Here is a 20151-nt window from a genome sequence, read left to right as displayed (position 1 = left end):
CGGGACCTTGCGGGTCCCGCCGCTCTCTCATGTGCAATGGCGCTCGCGGTGTTACTTCGCGCCGTCAGACGGCGTCTGCGTATCCGGCGCCGGCTTGGCTGCCGGCATATCCGTTGGCGCAGCCGGCTTGCTCGGCGCCGCGCCCGTGGTCACGCCCGGCGCGGTGTTGGCGCGCGGCGTCACGTCGCGCATGCCGGGAGGTGCGGCCGGATTGGCGGGCGCCTGCTGGGCGGTTTGCGTCGCCGGCGTCGTGCTCGCCTGGTTGCCGGTGGTGGTGTTGTTCAGGCCGTAGAACACGGCGCCCAGCACCAGTGCAATCGCAACAGCGAACAGCGCGACCTTGCCGCTGGAGGCGGGGCCTTCGCCGAGCTCGGGATCGGCCTGCAGGTCGCCATCCCGGCGCGCCGCGCGAAGATACTCGTCGTCGGCGAGGTTCGGGCGGTACGGATCGTTGGGAAAACGGTCGTCAGCCATCGATTTGGTCTCCTCGGTTATGACGCCGGGACAACCCTCAGATGTGAGATTCCGTTCCGCGCCTCCTTATGCTTTCGTCGCATGTTGCTCTGCCACCGGGAATCGGGAACCTGTTTCAAGGGGAACCGGACGCGAGTTCCATCGATGCGATAGGGTAGAAGCGCAAGGGGACAGGCTCATGTGGACTTTGCCGCCGACCGATAGCGTGCTGCATTTCCTGTCTCTGGTCGCAATCGCCGCGCAGGGCATGACGGCTGCGCTCGCCGCCGGGCGCCGCAGCATGGACTGGCTCGGTGTCTGCTTCCTCGGCTGCATCACCGCGCTTGGTGGCGGCACGTTGCGCGATCTTTTCCTCGGACATTATCCGCTGGCCTGGGTGCAAAGCCCGATCTATCTCGCGCTGGCCGGCGGGGCCGCCTTCCTCACCATCCTGTTCGCGCGTCTCGTGCACCGGCTCAAGGTCGCCTTCATCGTGCTCGACGCCATCGGGCTCGTCGTCTTCACCATGGCCGGCTGCGACGTCGCCTGGCAGATGGACGCTTCGCTGCCGATCGTCATCGTCTCGGGTATGGTGACCGGCTGTGCCGGCGGCGTCTTGCGCGACGTGCTCTGCAACGACGTGCCGCTGCTGTTTCGCTCCGAGCTTTACGCCAGCGTCTCGGTGGTGACGGGCCTGTTCTACGCCACCGCGTTCGGCCTCAACCTCCATGCCGAGCTCTGGACCCTCCTGACCTTCGCCCTCGGCATCAGCCTCCGCCTGCTGGCGGTGCGCTACAAATGGGAGATGCCGAAATTCGTGTTCACGGGGGAGGAGGAGGAGAGGTAGCTCCATCCGCCGTCATTGCGAGCGTAGCGAAGCAATCCAGAATCCCTCGACGGAAAGACTCTGGATTGCTTCGTCGCAAGAACTCCTCGCAATGACGCGGAGAGAGCTATTGCTGCCCACGCGCCTTCGCCACCTGTGCCGGCGTCACCAGCGGCCCGGCATTGCCCCAGGCGTTGCGGATGTAGTTCGTCACCGCGGCGATCTCGGCGTCGGACAGCTGCTTGGCATAGCCCGGCATCTCGCCGGTGTTGGGGGCGCGCGGCGTGGTCACGGTGTGGGCGCCGTCGAGGATGATGCGCAAGGTGGAGGATGGATTGATCGACTGCAGCAGCGCATTGCCCGGCAGCGGCGGATAGATCCGCGGCGCGCCCGAGCCGTCGGCCTCGTGGCAGGCGATGCAGAGCCTTGCGTAGACGGCCTGGCCCGCCTTCATCTCGGCCTCGTCGGGCGGCGCCACGATGGTCTCGCGCCGCGACGGCGGCAGGCTCTTCAGATAGACCGCGATCGCGCGCACGTCGGCATCGCTCATCTTCGACGTCGAATTGACGATCACTTCCGCCATCGGCCCGCCGGCATGGCTCCTGGCGTTGCGCCCGCTCTGCAGATATTCGGCGATGTCTTCCGCGCTCCACGACTGCAGTCCGGTGCGCGCGGCGCCATCGAGCCGCGGCGCGTACCAGTTGCCGAGCTCGCTGCCCGACAGGGCCTGCGCACTCTTGTCCGCTCCGAAATAATTCTTCGGCGTATGGCAGGCGCCGCAATGACCGAGCCCGGTGACGAGATAGCCGCCCCTGTTCCAGGCTGCGCTCTTGCTCTGGTCCGGCTCGAACAGGCCGGGCTTGAAATACATGGCGTTCCAGACCCGCATCAGGCCGCGATAGCCGAACGGCCAGCGCAGCTCCGGCGGCTTGTTGCGGTTGGCGACAGGGGCGAGCGTGCCGAGATAGGCGCGGATCGCCAGCGTGTCATCCTTCGTCATCTTCGTGAAATAGGGATAGGGGAAGGCCGGGTAATAGTTCGAGCCGTCGGGCGCCACACCTGCGCGGACCGCGCGCACGAAGTCGGCATCCGCCCAGGCGCCGATCCCGGTCTCGCGGTCCGGCGTCAGGTTCGGCGCATAGATCGCGCCGAAGGGCGTGTCGATGCGCTTGCCGCCTGCGAACGGCTTGGCGGGATCGGCCGTGTGGCAGCCCGCGCAGTCGCCGGCCTCGACCAGCGTCTTGCCATAGGCGATCAGCTCCGGCGACGGCTCAGCCGCGCTTGCAATCGCACTGCACAACGCCAAGCCCGCAACAGCCAAGCCAGCTAGAATCGTCCGCATCGAAAGCCTCTCCTGCGACCAATCGCCCGCATCCGGCATGGCGGGCGCGTCATTCATTTCGCCACAGTGGGGGTATGGTGACACAAATTGAAAACGGTATGCGTGTTTCAGGCCACGAAGTTGCGATTTTTACCCGAGCCTCCCTTTGGTCCAGATTTGTGATGCGGATCGTGAAATATCCGACATAGAGTGGCGGAATTGGTCGGCGCGCCCTAGCTAAAAACAACGGGAAGGCAACGGCTTAAGTCAGCAAGACCTGAACAGGGCGTGGAAAGAGGACAGCATGGGCATCAACCAGGGTCCGATCAGTCTCGATCAGAAATACACCCAGGAAACCGGGCACGTCTTCACCACGGGCATCCAGGCCCTGGTCCGTCTGCCCATGGCCCAGATCCGGCGCGACCGCGCCGCAGGCCTGAACACCGCGGGCTTCATCTCCGGTTATCGCGGCTCGCCGCTCGGCGGCTACGACCAGCAGCTCTTTGCCGCGCGAAAGCATCTGGAGCAGTACAACATCAAGTTCCAGCCCGGCGTGAACGAGGATCTGGCGGCCACCGCCGTCTGGGGCTCGCAGCAGCTCAACCTCTCGCCCGGTGCGAAGTACGACGGCGTGGTCGGCATCTGGTACGGCAAGGGCCCCGGCGTCGATCGCTGCGGCGACGTGTTCCGCCACGGCAACGCCGCAGGCTCGGCCAAGAACGGCGGCGTGCTCTGCCTCGCCGGTGACGATCACGGCGCGAAATCCTCCACCGTCCCGCATCAGTCCGACCATGCCTTCATGTCGGCGCTGATGCCTTACCTCTATCCCTCGAGCATCCATGAGATGATCGAGATGGGCCTGCTCGGCATCGCGATGTCGCGCTATTCCGGCTGCTGGGTCGGCATGAAGGTGATCACGGAGACGGTGGAGACCACCGCCGAGATCGACCTCACCGACGAGATGAAGCCCTTCATCATCCCCGCCGATTTCGAGCTGCCGCCCGGCGGCCTCAATCTGCGCTGGCCCGACGACCGCTTCGAGCAGGACCGCCGCCTGCAGGACTACAAGGGCTTTGCCGCGATCGCCTTCGCGCGCGCCAATCGGGTCAACCGCGTCACCATGGATTCGCCGAACGCCCGTTTCGGCATCATGGCCTCCGGCAAGAGCTACGAGGACGTCCGCCAGGCGCTGCGTGAACTCGGGATCACCGAGGAGGTCGCGGCGAAAATCGGCCTTCGCCTCTACAAGATCGGTATGCCCTGGCCGCTGGAGCCGGAAGGCGTGCATGAGTTCGCCGTCGGCCTGGAGGAGATCTTCATCGTCGAGGAGCGCCGCGAGATCGTCGAGAACCAGGTCAAGCAGGTGCTGTTCAACTGGCGTGACGACGTGCGCCCGCGCATCGTCGGCAAGATGGACGAGCACGACAAGCGCTTCCTGACTTTCGCCGCCGAGCTCAGCGTCGCCTCGCTTGCGACCTCGCTCACCGAGCGGCTTCTCAAGCTCGATCTCAACCCCGAGGTCGCTTCGATGCTCCGCGCCAAGGCCGACTGGTTCAACGGCCGCCAGGCGAGCCAGATGCAGGCGGTCGCCCCTGTCTCCCGCACTCCGTATTTCTGCTCCGGCTGCCCCCACAACACCTCGACCAAGGTCCCCGAAGGCAGCCGCGCGCTCGCCGGCATCGGCTGCCATTTCATGGCGCTGTGGATGGACCGCTCGACCGAGACCTTCACCCATATGGGCGGCGAGGGCGTGCCGTGGGTCGGCATCGCGCCCTTCACCAACGAGAACCACATCTTCGCCAATCTCGGTGACGGCACCTATTTCCATTCCGGTAGTCTTGCGATTCGCCAGTCGGTCGCCTCCAAGGCCAACATCACCTACAAGATCCTCTACAACGACGCCGTCGCCATGACCGGCGGCCAGCGTCACGACGGCGATCTCTCGCCGCAGAAGATCATGGCGCAGCTGTATGCCGAGGGCATCAGCGAGATCTACCTCGTCTCGGAGAACCCGGATTCCTATCCGGCCGACACCATCCCGCCCGGCGTGAAGAAATATCACCGCGACGAGCTGCAGAACGTCATGAAGATGTGCCGCGAGTTCAAGGGCACTTCCGCGATCGTGTTCGTGCAGACCTGCGCGGCCGAGAAGCGCCGCCGCCGCAAGCGCGGCCTGATGGAGGACCCGGCGCGCCGCGTCATGATCAACCCGGCCGTCTGCGAAGGCTGCGGCGACTGCTCGGTGCAGTCGAACTGTATCTCGGTCGAGCCTCTGGAGACCGAGTTCGGCCGCAAGCGTGCGATCAACCAGTCGTCCTGCAACAAGGATTATTCCTGCCTGAAAGGCTTCTGCCCGTCCTTCGTCACCGTTGACGGCGGCAAGCCGCGCCACCGTGCGCCGGCGGAGCTTGCCGATATCGGTGCGCTGCCCGAGCCGGCCTCGCGGCCGACACTTGAAAAACCCTACAACATCGCGGTCGGCGGTGTCGGCGGCACCGGCGTGCTGACCATCGGCGCGCTGCTCGGCATGGCCGCCCATATCGAGGGCAAGGCCTCGATGATCCTGGACATGTCCGGCCTTGCGCAAAAGGGCGGGGCGGTGCTCAGCCACGTCCGCCTGTCGGATCATCCGGCCGAGGTGACCTGCTCGCGCATCGTCACCGGCACGGCCGATCTCGTGCTCGCGGCCGATGAAGTGGTCGCGGTCGCCAAGGACACCATCTCGCTGTGCGATAGCAGCCGCACCCGCGGCGTCATCAACAGCCACGTCATCCCCACCGCCGATTTCGTCCTCAACCGCGATTTCAACTTCCAGACCCGCAAGCTCAACGCGGTGCTGGAGACGGCGCTGCACAAGGACTCCGTGTTCTTCGACTTCACCAAGCCGGCCGAGCAGCTGCTCGGCGATGCCATCGCCACCAACATGATGATGATGGGCTATGCCTATCAGAAGGGCCTGTTCCCGCTGTCCGCGGAGTCGATCGAGCAGGCCATCGAGGTCAACGGCGTCTCGATCAAGATGAACAAGGAAGCCTTCCGCCTCGGCCGCCTCGCGGTCGCCGATCCCCAGCGTCTGGCCGACATGCTGAAGGGCACCGATGAAGTCGTTGCGCCCAAGACGCTGGATGCGATGAGCCTCGACGAGGTCATTGAGCATCGGGCCAGGCATCTCACGGCCTATCAGAACGGACGTCTTGCAGAACGCTATCGCAAACTGGTCGACCAGGTTTGCGATGCCGCGGTGAAGGGCGGCTTTGGCGATGCACTGCCGCGCGCGGTCGCGGTGAACTATGCCAAGCTGCTGGCCTACAAGGACGAATACGAGGTCGCGCGCCTCTACACCGACGGCGCCTTCGAGCAGCAGCTCCGTGACCAGTTCGAAGGCGACTTCAAGTTCAACTTCAATTTCGCCCCGCCCATTCTCGCCCGTGGCGTGGATGCGCTCGGCCGCCCCAAGAAGCGCGTCTTCGGCCCCGGCATGCTCAAGGTCCTGCGTGTCCTGGCCAAGCTCAAATTCCTTCGTGGCACGGCGCTCGACATCTTCGGCCGCAGCGCCGACCGCAAGCTCGAGCGCGATCTGATCGTCGGCTACGAGAAGGACGTTGCCACCGTGCTCGGCCTGTTGTCGCCTGTCACGATAGACACTGCGGTGGAGCTGCTCTCGCTGCCCGATCGCATCCGCGGCTACGGCCCGGTGAAGGAGAAGGCGGTCGCGGACGCCAAGGTACGCTACGCCCAGCTCGCAGCGGACCTGGCGAACCCGCCGCCCGCGCCGCGGCAGATCGCAGCGGAGTAGAGAGGTCCCGTAGGGTGGGCAAAGGCGCAACGCGCCGTGCCCACGACCTGCCATTGATTGCGAAGAAGACGTGGGCACGCTTCGCTTTGCCCACCCTACGGCATTTCGATCTGGGCCAGCAGGCCGGCAATTTACCCGCCCCGCGTGGTTTGCTATTCGTACGCTCTCCCTCCCGGTAGCGGACGCGCGAGCGATGTTCACAGCCCTTGATGCGCCTCCCGATCGGCTCGATCAGCACGAGCGGAATTTCGTCGAGAAAATCCGCGCGCATGGTTGGTTCGGCACGCATGTCATGCCGGATGACGAGGGGCCGGGCTTCATCTACACCACCGGCTTCTGGCTGAAGTTCAACTTTCCGGAGGTGATCCTGTTTTCGATGCGGCGACAGACCGCTCATGACACGTTCTGGACGATCTATCGCGAGCTCGATGCGGGGCGGCGTCCACCAATCGGCGAGCCGACAGATGCGATCTTTGAGAACGTCACCGCGGTCTTTCTGCCGGTTTCGTCGCGACAATATCCAAACTACCTCGGCTGGAGCAGGTGGTTCTATGGCAATGATGAGTTCGAGTGCCTCCAGCTCGTCTATCCCGATCGCGACGGTCATTTTCCCTGGGCCGCGGAAGCGTCCGCCGAAGTCCGCGCTGCACAGCCCGACCTGACGGATGGCAACTGGCAGGGACTGCGCAAGGTCTCGTAGGAGGCGACCAAGCGTCATCGATAAATGAAGCTACCCTACGAAGAAGGCTCCGTATTTGTGCTGCCACTCCGGAGCGGTGGATTTGCCCGTGGAGTCGTTGCCCGCTCGCCCCGCCGGGGAAGGGTCCTGCTGGGATACTTTTTCGGTCCGCGTCTCGAAACGTCGGGGGAGGCCACGTTCGATGACCTTCATCCCAATCTTGCCGTGGCCAGAATCCGCTTCGGAGACCTCGCGTTGATGGAAGGCCGGTGGCTGATCATCGGTAAGATTCCCGGTTGGAATCGGGCGGATTGGCCAATCCCCGACTTTGTTAGGCGCGATCCAATTTCGAAAAAGGCTTGGCTGGTACGATACGTGAACGACGAGCCGCTTCGCAGCGTGTCCGAGCTCCTTTCCAACTATGATGACCTGCAGCTGTTGGACAGCGATAGTCTGTTCGGCGCGGGAGCGGCGGAAGCCAAAATTTCAAAGCTCTTGGCTCTTCAGCAGAACTAATGGGATCGTAGTCCGTGAGGTAGCAAGGCGAAGCGTGCCCGCGTCGTCGGCATCGATCTCGGTGAAGTGGTTAGCACAGCGCGTTGCGCCTTCCCATCCTGCAACACTACGGCACCAGGCGGCATACCATCCCTAGCGTTGCCCGTCGGGCAAAACACCGGCGGGTCAATCCACCGCCACGAAAATATTCCGCTTTACCGAAATTCGGAATTGTCGTATCACCCTGCCACCTCATCCCTCACAGAGGGGCGTATCGCGATCGTCACGAAACGCGGGGTGAGCGGCGGTGGACGCGGGCTGCGTCGCACGGGGCATTGTCTCGTGCACGACGGGCGTGGTCTTGCGTACGGCAAAATCGTGTGGTCCTGACGCCCGCAGGCTGGCGTCAAGTCTTGCGGTCACTCGCAAGGCGACGGGGGCAATAGTGCATCGCTCCCCGGGGAGAGCGCGACATAAGCCGTAAAGCCACTGCGCAGGGAAGGCCGGATGTTCGGCTTCACCTGTATGCCGCTGTGCAGCCTCTTGTAGCGCAATCTTCGCACAGTGGACCGTGGGTGCCCGGCCGGCACCCGGTCTTCCCTGCGCCCTCCGTTTTTCGAGGGAGGCAAGACGGACGCAAAACTCGGGCAGGACGTGCCGCGAGAAGGCTTCGTTGCGCTTGCAACGTTGAGGCAATCTCGCAATCTGACCCGTCATCCTGAGGTGCGAGCCTCTTCGGCGAGCCTCGAAGGACGACGGAGCTGGGAGTTGCGCTCACCCGCTGCCCTCTCGTCCGACGGAATATTTCCGCGCTTGCCAATCCGCCGATCGCGGTTCAGAAAAAAGAGCCAATAAGAAACGCGAGCGGAGACCTCTGTTTTGACCATCAAGGGCAAGGCCTACATTGCCGGGATCTACGAGCACCCGACCCGGCATGCGCCGGATAAATCCACCGCCCAGCTCCACGCCGAGGTCGCCAAGGGCGCGATCGAGGATGCCGGGATCAGCAAGGACGATGTCGACGGCTATTTCTGCGCGGGCGATGCGCCTGGCGGCGCCTGGCCGATGGTCGATTATCTCGGCCTCAACACCAAGAAACTGCGCCACGTCGATTCCACCGAGACCGGCGGCTGTTCCTACATCATCCATCTCGGCCATGCCGCCGAGGCGATCGCCGCGGGCAAGTGCTCGATCGCGCTGATCACGCTCGCCGGCAAGCCGCGCACCGGCGTGATGCCGCCGCGTGCGGCCGGCGCCGAGGTCGATTTCGAATCCGCTTACGGTGCGACCACGCACAATGCCTATGGCATGTGTGCCATGCGCCACATGCACGACTATGGCACCACCTCGGAACAGCTCGCCTGGATCAAGGTCGCGGCCTCGCACCATGCGCAATACAATCCGCATGCGATGCTCAAGGACGTCGTTACCGTCGAGGACGTTCTGAACTCGCCGATGATCTCCGATCCCCTGCATCGCATGGATTGCTGCGTCGTCTCCGATGGTGGCGGCGCGCTGATCGTGACGACGCCCGAGATCGCCAAGAGCCTGAAGAAGCCACTGGTCAAGCTGATCGGCCACGGCGAAGCCATGAAGGGCCCGCGCGGCGGCAAGGATCTCGATCTCACTTATTCCGCCGGTGTCTGGTCCGGCCCGCGTGCGTTCGAGGAAGCCGGCATCACGCCGAAGGACATCAAATACGCCTCGATCTATGACAGCTTCACCATCACGGTGCTGATGCAGCTCGAAGACCTCGGCTTCTGCAAGAAGGGCGAGGGCGGCAAGTTCGTCGCCGACGGCAATCTGATCTCGGGTGTCGGCAAGCTGCCGTTCAACACCGACGGCGGCGGTCTCTGCAGCAACCATCCCGTCAACCGCGGCGGCATGACCAAGATCATCGAGGCCGTCAGGCAGTTGCGCGGCGAGGCCCATCCGAAGGTGCAGGTGAAGAATTGCGATCTCGCCATCGCCCACGGCACCGGCGGCCTGCTGGGTGTCCGCCACGCCGCCTCGACGGCCATTCTGGAGCGCGTGTGATGAGTGAAGCGAAAAAGTATCCGGCCCCGGTGACCAATCCGGAGACCGCCGCGTTCTGGGACGCGGCCAAGCAGGGCAAGTTCGTGATCAAGCGCTGCACCGCCTGCGGCGAAGCGCACTACTTCCCGCGCTCGATCTGCCCGTTCTGCTACTCCGACAAGACGGTGTGGGAGGAAGCCTCGGGCGAGGGCACGATCTACACCTGGAGCCTGATGCGGAAGTCGCCGACCGGCCCGTACGCGATCGGCTACGTCACGCTGAAGGAGGGCCCGTCGGTGCAGACCAATTTCGTCGACTGCGATCTGGAAAAGCTCAAGATCGGCCAGAAGGTGAAAGTGGTGTTCAAGCCGACGGATGGTGCGCCGCTGCCGTTCTTCACGGTGGCCTGATTGCTTTCTTCCTTCCCCCTCATGTCCGCCGAAGCCTTTGGCGAAGGCGGATGTGGGAGAAGGTGGCGCGAAGCGCCGGATGAGGGGTTGCTCTCCACGGAAAGACTCTCCGTGCGGAAGCAACCCCTCACCCAAAACGAGTTTGTTGCTCCGGCGGAGTAGCCCTCTCCCACAAGGGGAGAGGGCACATTAACGAGCGCCGGCGCTCGCTGAGAAAATGCCGGAGAGGAACACAAGCAAAATGTCCGCCAGATACGAAGAGCTCAAAGCCCTCAAGAACCTCGGCCAGAAATACGCCTACACCGATCGCGAGGTGATGCTCTATGCCTACGGCATCGGCCTCGGCGCCGATCCGATGGACGAGAACGAGCTCGCCTTCGTCAACGAGGGCACGTTCACGCCGCGGCCGCTGAAGGTGGTGCCGACCTTTGCGTCCGTCGCCGCTTGGGGCTCGGGGCCGGGCGAGATGAACCTCAATCGCGTCATGGTGGTGGACGGAGAGCGCGACATCACCTTCCACCAGCCGCTGCCGGTGGCTGCGAACATCACCGCCGATTCCTCCGTCGTCGAGGTCTACGACAAGGGCAAGGACAAGGGCGTCGTGATCGCCCACCAGACCGTGCTGAAGAACGAGAAGGGCGAGAAGCTGGCAACGCTGGTCGCCTCGCGCTTCGCCCGCGGCGACGGCGGCTTCGGCGGGCCGAACCTGACCCAGCCCGATCCGCACAAGATCCCCTCGCGCAGCCCCGACAAGACCATCGACATCGTCACGCGCCCGGACCAGGCGCTGGTCTATCGGCTCTGCGGCGATCGCAACCCGCTGCACTCCGATCCCGAGTTCGCCAAGAAGGCCGGCTTCCCGCGTCCGATCCTGCACGGCATGTGCACCTACGGCATCACCTGCCGCGGCGTGCTGCAGACCTACGCCGATTACGACGCCAGCGCCTTCCGCCAGCACGTCGCGCGGTTCTCTTCGCCGGTGTATCCCGGCGAGACCGTGACCATGGACCTTTGGAAGGACGGCAACACGATCTCGTTCGAAGCCAAGGTGAAGTCGCGAGGCGTCACCGTGATCAAGAACGGCAAGACGGTGCTGGGTTAGGAAGGCCTCGTGCCCCGGACGCGGCGCAGCACGCAGTGATGCGCCGCTGAGCCGGGGCCCGGAAAACCCAGGCGAAGAAAGATCTGGGTCCCGGCTCTGCGACGCAGCGTTTCACGCTGCATCGCGTCCGGGACACGAGAGAAAAACAACAAACAGGGAGAAGCCACCATGGGATTACTCGACGGCAAGGTTGCGCTGATCACCGGGGCGGGCGGGGGACTCGGTGAGGCCTATGCAAGGCTGTTTGCGCGGGAAGGGGCCGCGGTTGTCGTCAACGATCTCGGTGGCCCCCGCGACGGTTCCGGCGCCGACAAATCGATGGCCCAGCAGGTCGTGGACGCGATCAAGGCCGAGGGCGGCAGGGCGGTCGCCAACGGTGCCGACATCTCCACCATGGAGGGCGGCCAGTCTGTGTTCGACGATGCCATCAAGCATTTCGGCCGAGCCGACATCCTGGTCAACAACGCCGGGATCTTGCGCGACCAGACCTTTCACAAGGCCTCCGAGTCCGACTGGGACAAGGTCATCAAGGTCCACCTGAAGGGCACCTTTTGTTGCACCATGCCGGTGTTTCGCTGGATGCGGGAAAATGGCGGCGGCGTCATCGTCAACACCTCCTCGACATCAGGCCTGATCGGCAATTTTGGCCAGACCAATTACGGCGCGGCCAAGGGCGGCATCTGGGGCCTGTCCAACGTGCTGGCCATCGAGGGCCGCAAGTACAACATCCGGATCTGGACCCTGGCCCCGGGCGCCCTGACCCGCATGACCGCAGACCTGCCCCGCTATAAGGAGAACCCCGGCGCGGCGCTGGGGCCGGACGGCATCGCACCGGCCGTGCTATACATGGTCAGCGACTTGTCGGGCGACCAGACCGGCAAGGTGCTGGGCGTGTCCGGGCCCCGCGGCGTGCGCGAAATGCGGATGATGGAAATGGAAGGCTGGAAACCGCCGCACTCGGGCTGGAAGGCCCAGGACGTCGTCGATCACGCCAAGGAGATCTTCTTCTCCGAGGAGCAGATCAAGATGGGGGCGCGGAGGTTTTAGCCACACTGTCATTCCGGGGCGCGACGAAGTCGCGAGCCCGGAATCCATAACCCCGGCTTGTGGTTATGGATTCCGGGCCTGTCCCTTCGGGCCATCCCGGAATGACGACAATTGATAGGACAGAGACCACGATGAAACTCACCGCCGACGCCAAGGGCACCTTCGCAATCGCGCCGACGCCGTTCCATGACGACGGCCGGATCGACGAGCGCTCGATCGACCGCCTGACCGATTTCTACGAGGAGGTCGGCTGCGACGGCGTCACGGTGCTCGGCATCCTCGGTGAAGCCCCCAAGCTCGATGCGGTCGAGGCCGAGCAGGTCGCGGTGCGCTTCATCAAGCGCGCGAAGAAGATGCAGGTGATCGTCGGCGTCTCCGCGCCGGGCTTTGCCACCATGCGCTCGCTGGCCAAGGCCTCGATGGATGCGGGGGCGGCCGGCGTCATGATCGCGCCGCCGCCATCCTTGCGCACCGACGACCAGATCATCGGCTATTTCAAGCAGGCGGCCGAGGCCATCGGGCCCGACGTTCCCTGGGTGCTGCAGGACTACCCGTTGACGCTCTCGGTGGTGTTCACCCCGGCCGTGATCCGCAAGATCGTCATGGACAATCCGAACTGCGTGATGCTCAAGCACGAGGACTGGCCGGGCCTGGAGAAGATCACGACGCTGCGCGGCTTCCAGAAGGACGGCTCGCTCCGTCCGCTCTCGATCCTGTGCGGCAACGGCGGCACGTTCCTGGACTTCGAGATGGAGCGCGGCGCCGACGGCGCCATGACCGGCTATGCCTTCCCCGAGCTCCTGATCGACGTCGTCAACCTCTCCAAGGCCGGCAAGCGCGATGCCGCGCACGACCTGTTCGACGCCCATCTGCCGCTGATCCGCTACGAGCAGCAGCCCGGCGTCGGCCTCACCATCCGCAAATACGTGCTGCAGAAGCGCGGCATCATCGCCTCCAGCGCGCAGCGCAAGCCCGGCGCGACCATCACGGCGACGGCGAAGGCGGAGGTCGAGTACCTGCTGTCGCGCGTCGCCCGTTTCGACAAGCGCGCCAATCTCGGCCCGCAATCCAGCGCCGCGGGTTAGTCGCATGGCCGAGACATCAGCATCACGCCCGGCCTCGACGATCCTCCTGCTGCGCGACGGCGCGCAGGCCGACGGCCGGGACCGCGGCGAAGTCGAGATCTTCATGATGGTCCGCCATCATCAGATCGAGTTCAACTCGGGCGCGCTGGTGTTTCCCGGCGGCAGCGTCGATGCCGGCGACAAGGAGATCGTCGCCCGTGCCGATTTGTATTCGGGCGGTGAAGCCTTGAGCGAATCCGATCGCGGCTTTCGCATTGCCGCGATCCGAGAGACCTTCGAAGAGAGCGGCATCCTGCTGGCGCGCGCGAAGGGGACGGGCACGGCTGTTGATGCCAGGCGTGCCGGCGAGATCGCGGACGCGCATCGCGTTGCGCTCAACGAGCACAAAATCAGCTTCCTGAAGATCCTCGAGGACAACGGCCTCCAGCTCGCGCTCGACACGCTGGTGCCGTATGCGCACTGGATCACGCCGGAGGGGATGCCCAAACGCTTCGACACCTGGTTCTTCCTTGCGGCCGCACCGCCCGACCAGCTCGGCGCCCATGACGGCCGCGAGTCCACCGATTCGATCTGGCTCTCGGCGCGCGAGGCGGTCGAGGGCGGCGAGAGCGGCCGTTTCAAGCTGCCGTTCCCGACCACGCGCAATCTGATCCGCCTCGCCAAGCAGGGCAGCGTCAAAGACGCGCTGGAGCACGCCAGGGGCCTGTCGATCGTCACGGTGATGCCGGTCATGACCAAGACCGAAACCGGCCGCCAGCTCCGCATCCCCCGCGAAGCCGGTTATGACGGAGAGGTGTTCGAGGTCGGCGCAGTCGGCTAGAACACTTCGACGCTGGGCGAAGTATCGAGGCCTGGGGTCGCGCTAGGTTCCGTCCATCGTGAAGGACGGAGCGGGCGATGGACACAAGGCAGGACACCAACATCGCTGGCGAGCTGGCGCTGCTGGTCGCGCTCGCAACGCTCTGGGGCGGCTCCTACGCCTTCATCAAGCTCGGTGTCGCCACCATTCCGCCGATCACCCTGATCGCGGCCCGCACGACGATTGCCGGCCTGCTGCTGCTGTTGGCCATGTGGGCGCGGGGCGTCAGGATGCCGACTGATGCGGCGACCTGGCAGCGCTTCGCATTCCAGGCCGTGCTCAACAGCGTAATCCCCTGGACGCTGATCGCTTGGGGCGAGCGCCATGTCGACGCCGCGCTCGCCACCATCCTCAACTCGGCCGGGCCGATCTTCACTTTCCTGCTCACCGCGATCGTCACCCGCCACGAGGCGACGACCCCGCGAAAGCTGTTCGGCGTCGTCGCCGGCATGGCCGGCATCCTGCTGATCGTCGGCACCGATGCCTTCCATGACATCGGCAGCGGCCTCGTTGCGGAAGCCGCCATCGTCGCCGCCACCGTCTGCTACGCCTGTGCCGCGATCTTCGGCCGCAGCTTCAAAGGCCTCGATCCCATGGCGCCGGCCGCCGGCTCGCTGCTGGCCGGCGCGGCCGTCCTGATCCCGGCCTCGCTCGTGGTCGAGCAGCCCTGGACACTGTCGCCCTCGCTCAGTTCCGTGCTGGCGCTGCTCGCACTCGCGGTGTTCTCGACGGCCACGGCATTCGCGATCTATTTCCGCCTGATCCAGACCCTGGGCTCGGTCGGTACCACCGCGCAGGCCTATTTGCGCGTCCCCATCGGGGTTGCCATCAGCGTCGCCTTCCTCGGCGAGACCCTGAGCCGGACCGCCTGGATCGGGCTTGCCTGCGTCGTCCTTGGCGTCGCCGCCATGACGATCCCGGCCCGGCCGCAGCCGAGCGTCAAACCGTCATAGGCGGCTGAAGGGGCTCCAGGACCGCCATATTAAGGATATTCCGCGCCCCGGGCATGTTCCCCCCGGGCGCCAATACGTCGTATATTGGGCCCCCAGTAGCCCGGGTCCGTAAACGCACCAATGTCCGCCGAATTGACGCCGATCCCTGAGAAAAAGCGAATCTTCTCGCTCTCCATCGGCCAGCTCACCTTCGGCAGCTTCCTGTTGGTGCTGGCCGTGATCATCGTCACCTCCACCGCGAGCGTGATCGCGATCCGGCACATCGACACGACGTTCGCCGAGCTGCAGCGGCTCCAGAGCGTCGGTGACCTCGCCGAGGACATCGACCGCCGCATGAACGAATTGCGCCTCGCCGCGCGCGATTTCGTCACCGATCCCGGTGCCGGCATCCAGTTCAAGCAGGTCGGGGAAGCGGCCTCGACGCTCAGCGACATCCTGAAGAAGACCCGCATCGAGCTCGCGCCCGAGCAGCAAGATATGATCGACGGGGTCACCGAGCGGCTTGCGACCTACCGCACGGGCCTGGAACGGATCTCCACCCTGATCGACCGCCGCGCCCAGCTGCTCGCCGGCCTGCCGCCGCTGCGCGACCAGTTCGACAGGGCCGTCGCCGGCGCCGCCGACCGCGAGCTGGCCTCGCGCCTGTCGGAGGCGCAGAGCCGCATCGCGCTGGGGTTGCTCGCGCGCAATCCGTCCGCGGCCGAGCAGGCCGCCCAGAGCATGCGGGCACTGAACATCGGCGATGCCTCCTTGAGGTCGGCGGTGAACGATTACGCCGAAGCCATCATGGCCGTGGCCGTCCGCGAGCGGCAGATCGCCGACATCGACCGCGAGGTGCTGGGGACCGAAGGCCGGCTGATCGGCCGCGTCACCGAATTGCTGCGCGAAGTCAGCGACCGGCGCGGCCACGTGCTGTCGCGCGACTTTGCCCGGACGCTGACGGAAGCGCGATGGCAGAGCATCGTGCTCGGCAGCATCGGCGTCCTGATCGGTATCGGCGCGGCCTTGTTCGTGGTGCGCAGGACGGTCCGTCCGCTCGCCCAGATCGCACGCTCCATCCGCGCACTCGCGGCGGGCCGGAAGGACACCTCGATCCCATCGGCCGACCTCGACAACGAGATCGGCGACATCGCGCGGGCCGCCGAAGTGTTCCGCCGCGCGCTGGAGGAAGCCGACACGGCGCGCGAGGCGGCGGTGCGCGCGCTCACCGAGCAGCGCCTGGCTGAGGAGAGCTATCGCAAGCTGTTCGAAGGCTCGATCGACGGCATCTATGTGACGACGCCGGCCGGCGATCTCCTCAACGCCAATCCGGCGCTGGCGCGGATGATGGGCTATGACAGCCCGCAGCAGCTGATCGACAGCATCAACGACATCGCCCACACCATCTACGTCCATCCCGAGGCGCGCGCCGAATACCAGCGGCTGATGGCGCGTGACGGCATGGTGCGCGAGTTCGAGTATCAGGTGCGCCAGCGCAGCGGCGACATCCTGTGGCTGTCCGACAGCGCCACCGGCGTGCGGGACGAAGCCGGCAACATCGTTCGTTACGAAGGCACGCTGCGCGATATCACCGACCAGAAGCGGGCGGAAGACGCCATCGCCGAGGGCCGGCGCCTGCTCCAGCAGGTCATCGACACCGTGCCCGCGGTGATCAACGTCAAGGACCGCGACCTGCGCTATGTGCTGATGAACCGCTACATGGCCGGTATCTTCGGCATCGAGCCCGGTGACGCGCTCGGCCGCACCACCGCGGACCTGATGTCGCGCTATGGCGCGGCCAAGACCGACGAGAACGACAAGCGCGTGCTCAAGCTCCGCAAGGGGCTCGGCTTCTACGAGGAGGAGTACAAGGACGCCTCCGGCAACATGCGGCAATGGCTGGTCAACAAGCTGCCGCTGCTCGATGCCGAGGGCGAGATCGAGCGGATCGTCACCGTCGCGCTCGACATCGGCGAGCGCAAGCGCGGCGAGCAGGAGATGCGCAAGGCGAAGGAGTCCGCCGAGACCGCGCTGCGCAATCTGCGCGAGACCCAGGCCTCGCTGATCGAGGCCGAGAAGCTCGCCGCGCTCGGACGGCTGGTTGCCGGCGTCGCGCACGAGGTCAACAATCCCGTCGGCATCAGCCTCACGGTCGCCTCCGCGCTTGAGCGCAAGACCGCGATGTTTACCTCGGAGGTCGAGCGTGGCGAGCTCCGTCGCTCCACGCTCAACGATTTCCTCAACACCAGCCGCGACGCGTCCTCGCAGCTCGTCTCCAACCTCAACCGCGCCGCCGAGTTGATCCAGTCCTTCAAGCAGGTCGCGGCCGACCGCAACTACTCTGACCAGCGCACCTTCGATCTCGGCGACCTCACCGAGCAGGTGGTGATGAGTCTGCGGCCGGGCTTGCGCAAGCACAATCTGACGCTCAACGTCGAGTGCCAGCCGGATCTGACCATGAACAGCTATCCCGGCCCGTACGGCCAGGTGCTGACCAATCTGTTTCTCAATTCGGTGGCGCACGCCTTCCCGGACGGCCGGCCGGGGACGATCGACATCCAGGTGCGCGAGTCCGGCAAGGACAATGTCGAGATCCTGTTCTCCGACAATGGCTGCGGCATGTCGCTCGACGTCCGCCGGCGTGCCTTCGATCCGTTTTTCACGACGCGGCGCGATCAGGGCGGTACAGGCCTCGGCCTGCACATCGTCTACAGCATCGTCACCAACCGGCTCGGCGGGCGGCTCGATCTCGATTCCGAACCGGGCGGCGGCACGCGCATCCAGATCATCCTGCCGCGCACGGCGCCGCTCGAGCAAGCTGCGGAATAGCTAGTCGGCCTCGGCGAGCTTGTGCAGGGTGGCGCCGAAGATCAGGCTGGCCTTGCCGACCAGCGCCGTGCCGGTCATCTCCGCGCGCGTATCCGTGTAGGTCCCGCTGACACCGATACCGACCGGAGCAGGGCCGCCGAACAGCGGATTGTCGTCGCCCCGCGGTGAGGTGTGCCGCTGCACCAGCACTTCGCCTTTGAAGGTGGTGCTGTCCTTCACCACGTAGCTGCCGGTGTAATAGAGGTAGGCGTCGCCGCCAAGAATCTTGCCGTCGCGAAAAAGGATCACGCCGCTGCCCTTGCCGACTCGACCATCGAGCAGGGTCACATGAATCGAATAGAGGCCGTTCTTCATAACGTCCCGTAGGCCGGCCGCCATCGCCCAATGGCGTAACCGGTCCGGCTTTTATGCCAAAGCCCAACCGCCGGCGCAACGCGGCAGTTTGCCGGGCGGCCGCAGGGCGTCGCCGGGCGAGCCGTAGTTGTCCCGACTTGTGCATGGGCTCTTGTGACGGCCTGATGATGCGGCGAGGCCGATCGCCTGCGAATCGGGATCGGCCCGAGACATGCATAACAACTGATGCACTGGCCGCGGGGTGCTGGAGCAAGACGATGAGCGACTGGATCGATTCCGGCGGCGATGAGCCGTGTCTAAACAGTGCGCGTCCCACCAATTGCAAGAGCGAACGACGGTGCTCCGGCAGCGCAATGCGCTGGCGAGGTGCGACCAGCCTGGCAGGCGCGCTGGTCTTGGTTGCGCTCGCAGCGTCCTTCGGCCACGCGCGCGACCGTGGCCAGTTCGCCAACACCAATGCGGATCTGAAGGCCTGGTTTGACGGCCTGCGCAGCGGCAAGGGGCCGTGCTGCTCCGATGCGGACGGTTCGGCGCTCTCGGACGCGGACTGGGACAGCAAGGACGGGCACTATCGTGTCCGCCTGCCGCGCTATGCTACCGGCCTCGAAGGCCAGCCCCAGGAGATCGTTTGGGTCGAGGTCCCCGACGAGGCCGTGATCTCCGAGCCGAACCGGGTGGGGCGCACCATGGTGTGGCCGATCTACGGCTACATGGGCGTCACCATCCGCTGCTTTATGCCCGGTAGCATGACGTAGCCGTGCTCGCCGGCAGAGCCGGCGAGGCTCACGCCGCCTCAGGTATATTTTTTGTCGCGCTCGAGCAGCTCGATGGAGATGCCTTCGGGGCCGCGGATGAAGCAGATGCGCACGCCGGGCCGGATCGTGGTCGGCTCGCGCGTGAAGGTGACGCCCTTGGCCTTGATCTCGGCCGCGACGGCATCGATGTCCTTCACCGTCAGGCCAAAATGGTCGAGGCCCTGATGCGGGTGCGGAGGCGGCGGGTTGACGGCGCTGTCGCCCTCGAGCGGCGCGATGAAGATCCTGGCGCCGCCGAGGTTCACGTCGATCCGCCCCGGCGCGCGGACGACCTCGCCACCGAGGATGTCCCGCAGCCAGGCCGCGGTGGCCTCCGGATCGGGGCTGCGCAGATGGACGTGATCCCAAGTGACGGCGATTGGCATTTCATGGTCTCCCAACGAGGCTTGATGTTGCAGCGCATGTTAGCGGCCCCACCCGGTGACCGCTACCGCTCGCGCCGATTCGCAACTGCGCGGGAACCTTAGGTCGTCTTGTGGATTGAAGTAAGCTGCGGCCCAGTCCGTCGTCGGACGCTGCTTCGGCCGCTATCGGTGATGTCATGAACGCGAGGCTTGACCGGATCGGGGTGCGGCGTTTCGCCGGAACAGGCGAACGACTTGCGCGGGCCGTGACCATCGCCAGCGTCTCATTTGGCCGCAGCCTTCTGTGGCTGCTCGCCGCCATCATCCTCGGCTGCGGCGTCTGGATGCTGCTTCCTCTCTCCAAGGGCAATAGTGCCGAGTCAGTGAAGGCCGAGCTGGCGGCCGTCGAGACGGCACCTTCCGCCGATCCGGCGGCGCCGTCGGCGGCTTCGGAAGCTCAGGTGCCAGCCATGGCGGAGCTCGGCCGCTTGCGGATTTCATCACAGACCTGGCGCCGCGGTGGCCTTGGCTCGAAGGCGCTGGTGACGTTCACGCTGCGAAACGACAATGACTATGCCGTAAAGGATATCGAGATCGTCTGCGCCTTTGCGCGGCGCGACGGCAGTCATCTCACCGATCGCAGTCGCGTGCTGGCGGATTCAGTCGCCTTGAAGAGCCGCAAGACCTTTGCCCGCATCCCCGTCGGCTTCGTCAACGTGAACGCCGACCAGGCGAAATGTTCGCTGGTTGCTGCACGCCGCGCGTAAAGGCGGCTTACCGGTAGCGGA

At 65.2% G+C, this 20151-nt stretch carries 18 protein-coding genes; 14 read left to right on the top strand and 4 right to left on the bottom strand.

Annotation, left to right across the window (positions count from 1 at the left end; all coding sequences use genetic code 11):
• Positions 1-51 precede the first annotated feature (51 nt).
• Positions 52-474: a hypothetical protein gene (locus Q0743_RS08535; RefSeq protein ID WP_298241118.1), complete on the bottom strand. Its 423-nt coding sequence runs from the start codon at positions 472-474 to the stop codon at positions 52-54.
• Between the two features lie 178 nt (positions 475-652).
• Here Q0743_RS08535 and Q0743_RS08530 point away from each other — a divergent pair, with 178 nt between their 5' ends.
• A complete protein-coding gene (locus Q0743_RS08530; protein WP_298241117.1) occupies positions 653-1300 on the top strand; it encodes a trimeric intracellular cation channel family protein in 648 nt (215 codons plus the stop codon).
• A gap of 106 nt (positions 1301-1406) precedes the next feature.
• Here the strand turns inward: Q0743_RS08530 and Q0743_RS08525 are convergent, their stop codons facing one another.
• Positions 1407-2621, bottom strand: a complete 1215-nt coding sequence (locus tag Q0743_RS08525; protein WP_298241116.1) for a c-type cytochrome — start codon at positions 2619-2621, stop codon at positions 1407-1409.
• 283 nt (positions 2622-2904) lie between these two features.
• Between Q0743_RS08525 and Q0743_RS08520 the strand changes: the two genes are divergently transcribed.
• The 11 genes from Q0743_RS08520 to Q0743_RS08470 all read left to right on the top strand — a co-directional run bounded on the left by Q0743_RS08520 (position 2905) and on the right by Q0743_RS08470 (position 17850).
• A complete protein-coding gene (locus Q0743_RS08520; protein ID WP_298241115.1) occupies positions 2905-6396 on the top strand; it encodes an indolepyruvate ferredoxin oxidoreductase family protein in 3492 nt (1163 codons plus the stop codon).
• A 70-nt stretch (positions 6397-6466) separates the two neighbouring features.
• Entirely contained in the window at positions 6467-7096 is a 630-nt protein-coding gene (locus Q0743_RS08515) for a DUF4262 domain-containing protein (protein ID WP_298241114.1), read from the top strand.
• Between the two features lie 24 nt (positions 7097-7120).
• Positions 7121-7591, top strand: coding sequence for an immunity 26/phosphotriesterase HocA family protein (locus tag Q0743_RS08510; RefSeq protein WP_298241113.1), 471 nt, complete (start codon positions 7121-7123; stop codon positions 7589-7591).
• Between the two features lie 858 nt (positions 7592-8449).
• The gene (locus tag Q0743_RS08505; protein ID WP_166815487.1) at positions 8450-9607 is read left to right on the top strand and encodes a thiolase domain-containing protein; all 1158 of its coding nucleotides are present in this window, start codon (positions 8450-8452) and stop codon (positions 9605-9607) included.
• Entirely contained in the window at positions 9607-9996 is a 390-nt protein-coding gene (locus Q0743_RS08500; protein WP_298241112.1) for an OB-fold domain-containing protein, read from the top strand. Before Q0743_RS08505 ends, Q0743_RS08500 begins: the two co-directional genes overlap by 1 nt.
• Before the next feature lie 241 nt (positions 9997-10237).
• Positions 10238-11098 (top strand): MaoC family dehydratase, encoded by an 861-nt coding sequence (locus Q0743_RS08495; protein WP_298241111.1) that lies wholly within the window; start codon positions 10238-10240, stop codon positions 11096-11098.
• Between the two features lie 168 nt (positions 11099-11266).
• Positions 11267-12145 (top strand): SDR family oxidoreductase, encoded by an 879-nt coding sequence (locus Q0743_RS08490; protein ID WP_298241110.1) that lies wholly within the window; start codon positions 11267-11269, stop codon positions 12143-12145.
• A gap of 131 nt (positions 12146-12276) precedes the next feature.
• On the top strand, positions 12277-13230 hold the full coding sequence (locus tag Q0743_RS08485; protein ID WP_298241109.1) for a dihydrodipicolinate synthase family protein: 954 nt from the start codon (positions 12277-12279) through the stop codon (positions 13228-13230).
• Positions 13231-13234: 4 nt separating this feature from the next.
• On the top strand, positions 13235-14050 hold the full coding sequence (locus Q0743_RS08480; RefSeq protein WP_298241108.1) for an NUDIX hydrolase: 816 nt from the start codon (positions 13235-13237) through the stop codon (positions 14048-14050).
• A gap of 77 nt (positions 14051-14127) precedes the next feature.
• Positions 14128-15042, top strand: a complete 915-nt coding sequence (locus Q0743_RS08475; protein ID WP_298241107.1) for a DMT family transporter — start codon at positions 14128-14130, stop codon at positions 15040-15042.
• A gap of 120 nt (positions 15043-15162) precedes the next feature.
• Entirely contained in the window at positions 15163-17850 is a 2688-nt protein-coding gene (locus Q0743_RS08470; protein WP_298241106.1) for a PAS domain S-box protein, read from the top strand.
• Here Q0743_RS08470 and Q0743_RS08465 read toward each other — a convergent pair whose 3' ends face one another.
• Positions 17851-18204 (bottom strand): GrlR family regulatory protein, encoded by a 354-nt coding sequence (locus Q0743_RS08465; protein WP_298241105.1) that lies wholly within the window; start codon positions 18202-18204, stop codon positions 17851-17853.
• A 257-nt stretch (positions 18205-18461) separates the two neighbouring features.
• Here Q0743_RS08465 and Q0743_RS08460 point away from each other — a divergent pair, with 257 nt between their 5' ends.
• A complete protein-coding gene (locus tag Q0743_RS08460; RefSeq protein WP_298241104.1) occupies positions 18462-18959 on the top strand; it encodes a hypothetical protein in 498 nt (165 codons plus the stop codon).
• Between the two features lie 38 nt (positions 18960-18997).
• Here Q0743_RS08460 and Q0743_RS08455 read toward each other — a convergent pair whose 3' ends face one another.
• On the bottom strand, positions 18998-19384 hold the full coding sequence (locus Q0743_RS08455) for a VOC family protein (RefSeq protein WP_298241103.1): 387 nt from the start codon (positions 19382-19384) through the stop codon (positions 18998-19000).
• Between the two features lie 176 nt (positions 19385-19560).
• Between Q0743_RS08455 and Q0743_RS08450 the strand changes: the two genes are divergently transcribed.
• The gene (locus Q0743_RS08450) at positions 19561-20130 is read left to right on the top strand and encodes a hypothetical protein (protein WP_298241102.1); all 570 of its coding nucleotides are present in this window, start codon (positions 19561-19563) and stop codon (positions 20128-20130) included.
• The last annotated feature ends 21 nt before the right edge of the window (positions 20131-20151 follow it).

Origin of the sequence: uncultured Bradyrhizobium sp. (genome assembly GCF_936943645.1) — a bacterium.
Classification (GTDB): Bacteria; Pseudomonadota; Alphaproteobacteria; order Rhizobiales; family Xanthobacteraceae; genus Bradyrhizobium.
The sequence above is the reverse complement of the archived record's forward strand: the minus strand, read 5'-3'. Positions and strand labels throughout refer to the sequence as shown.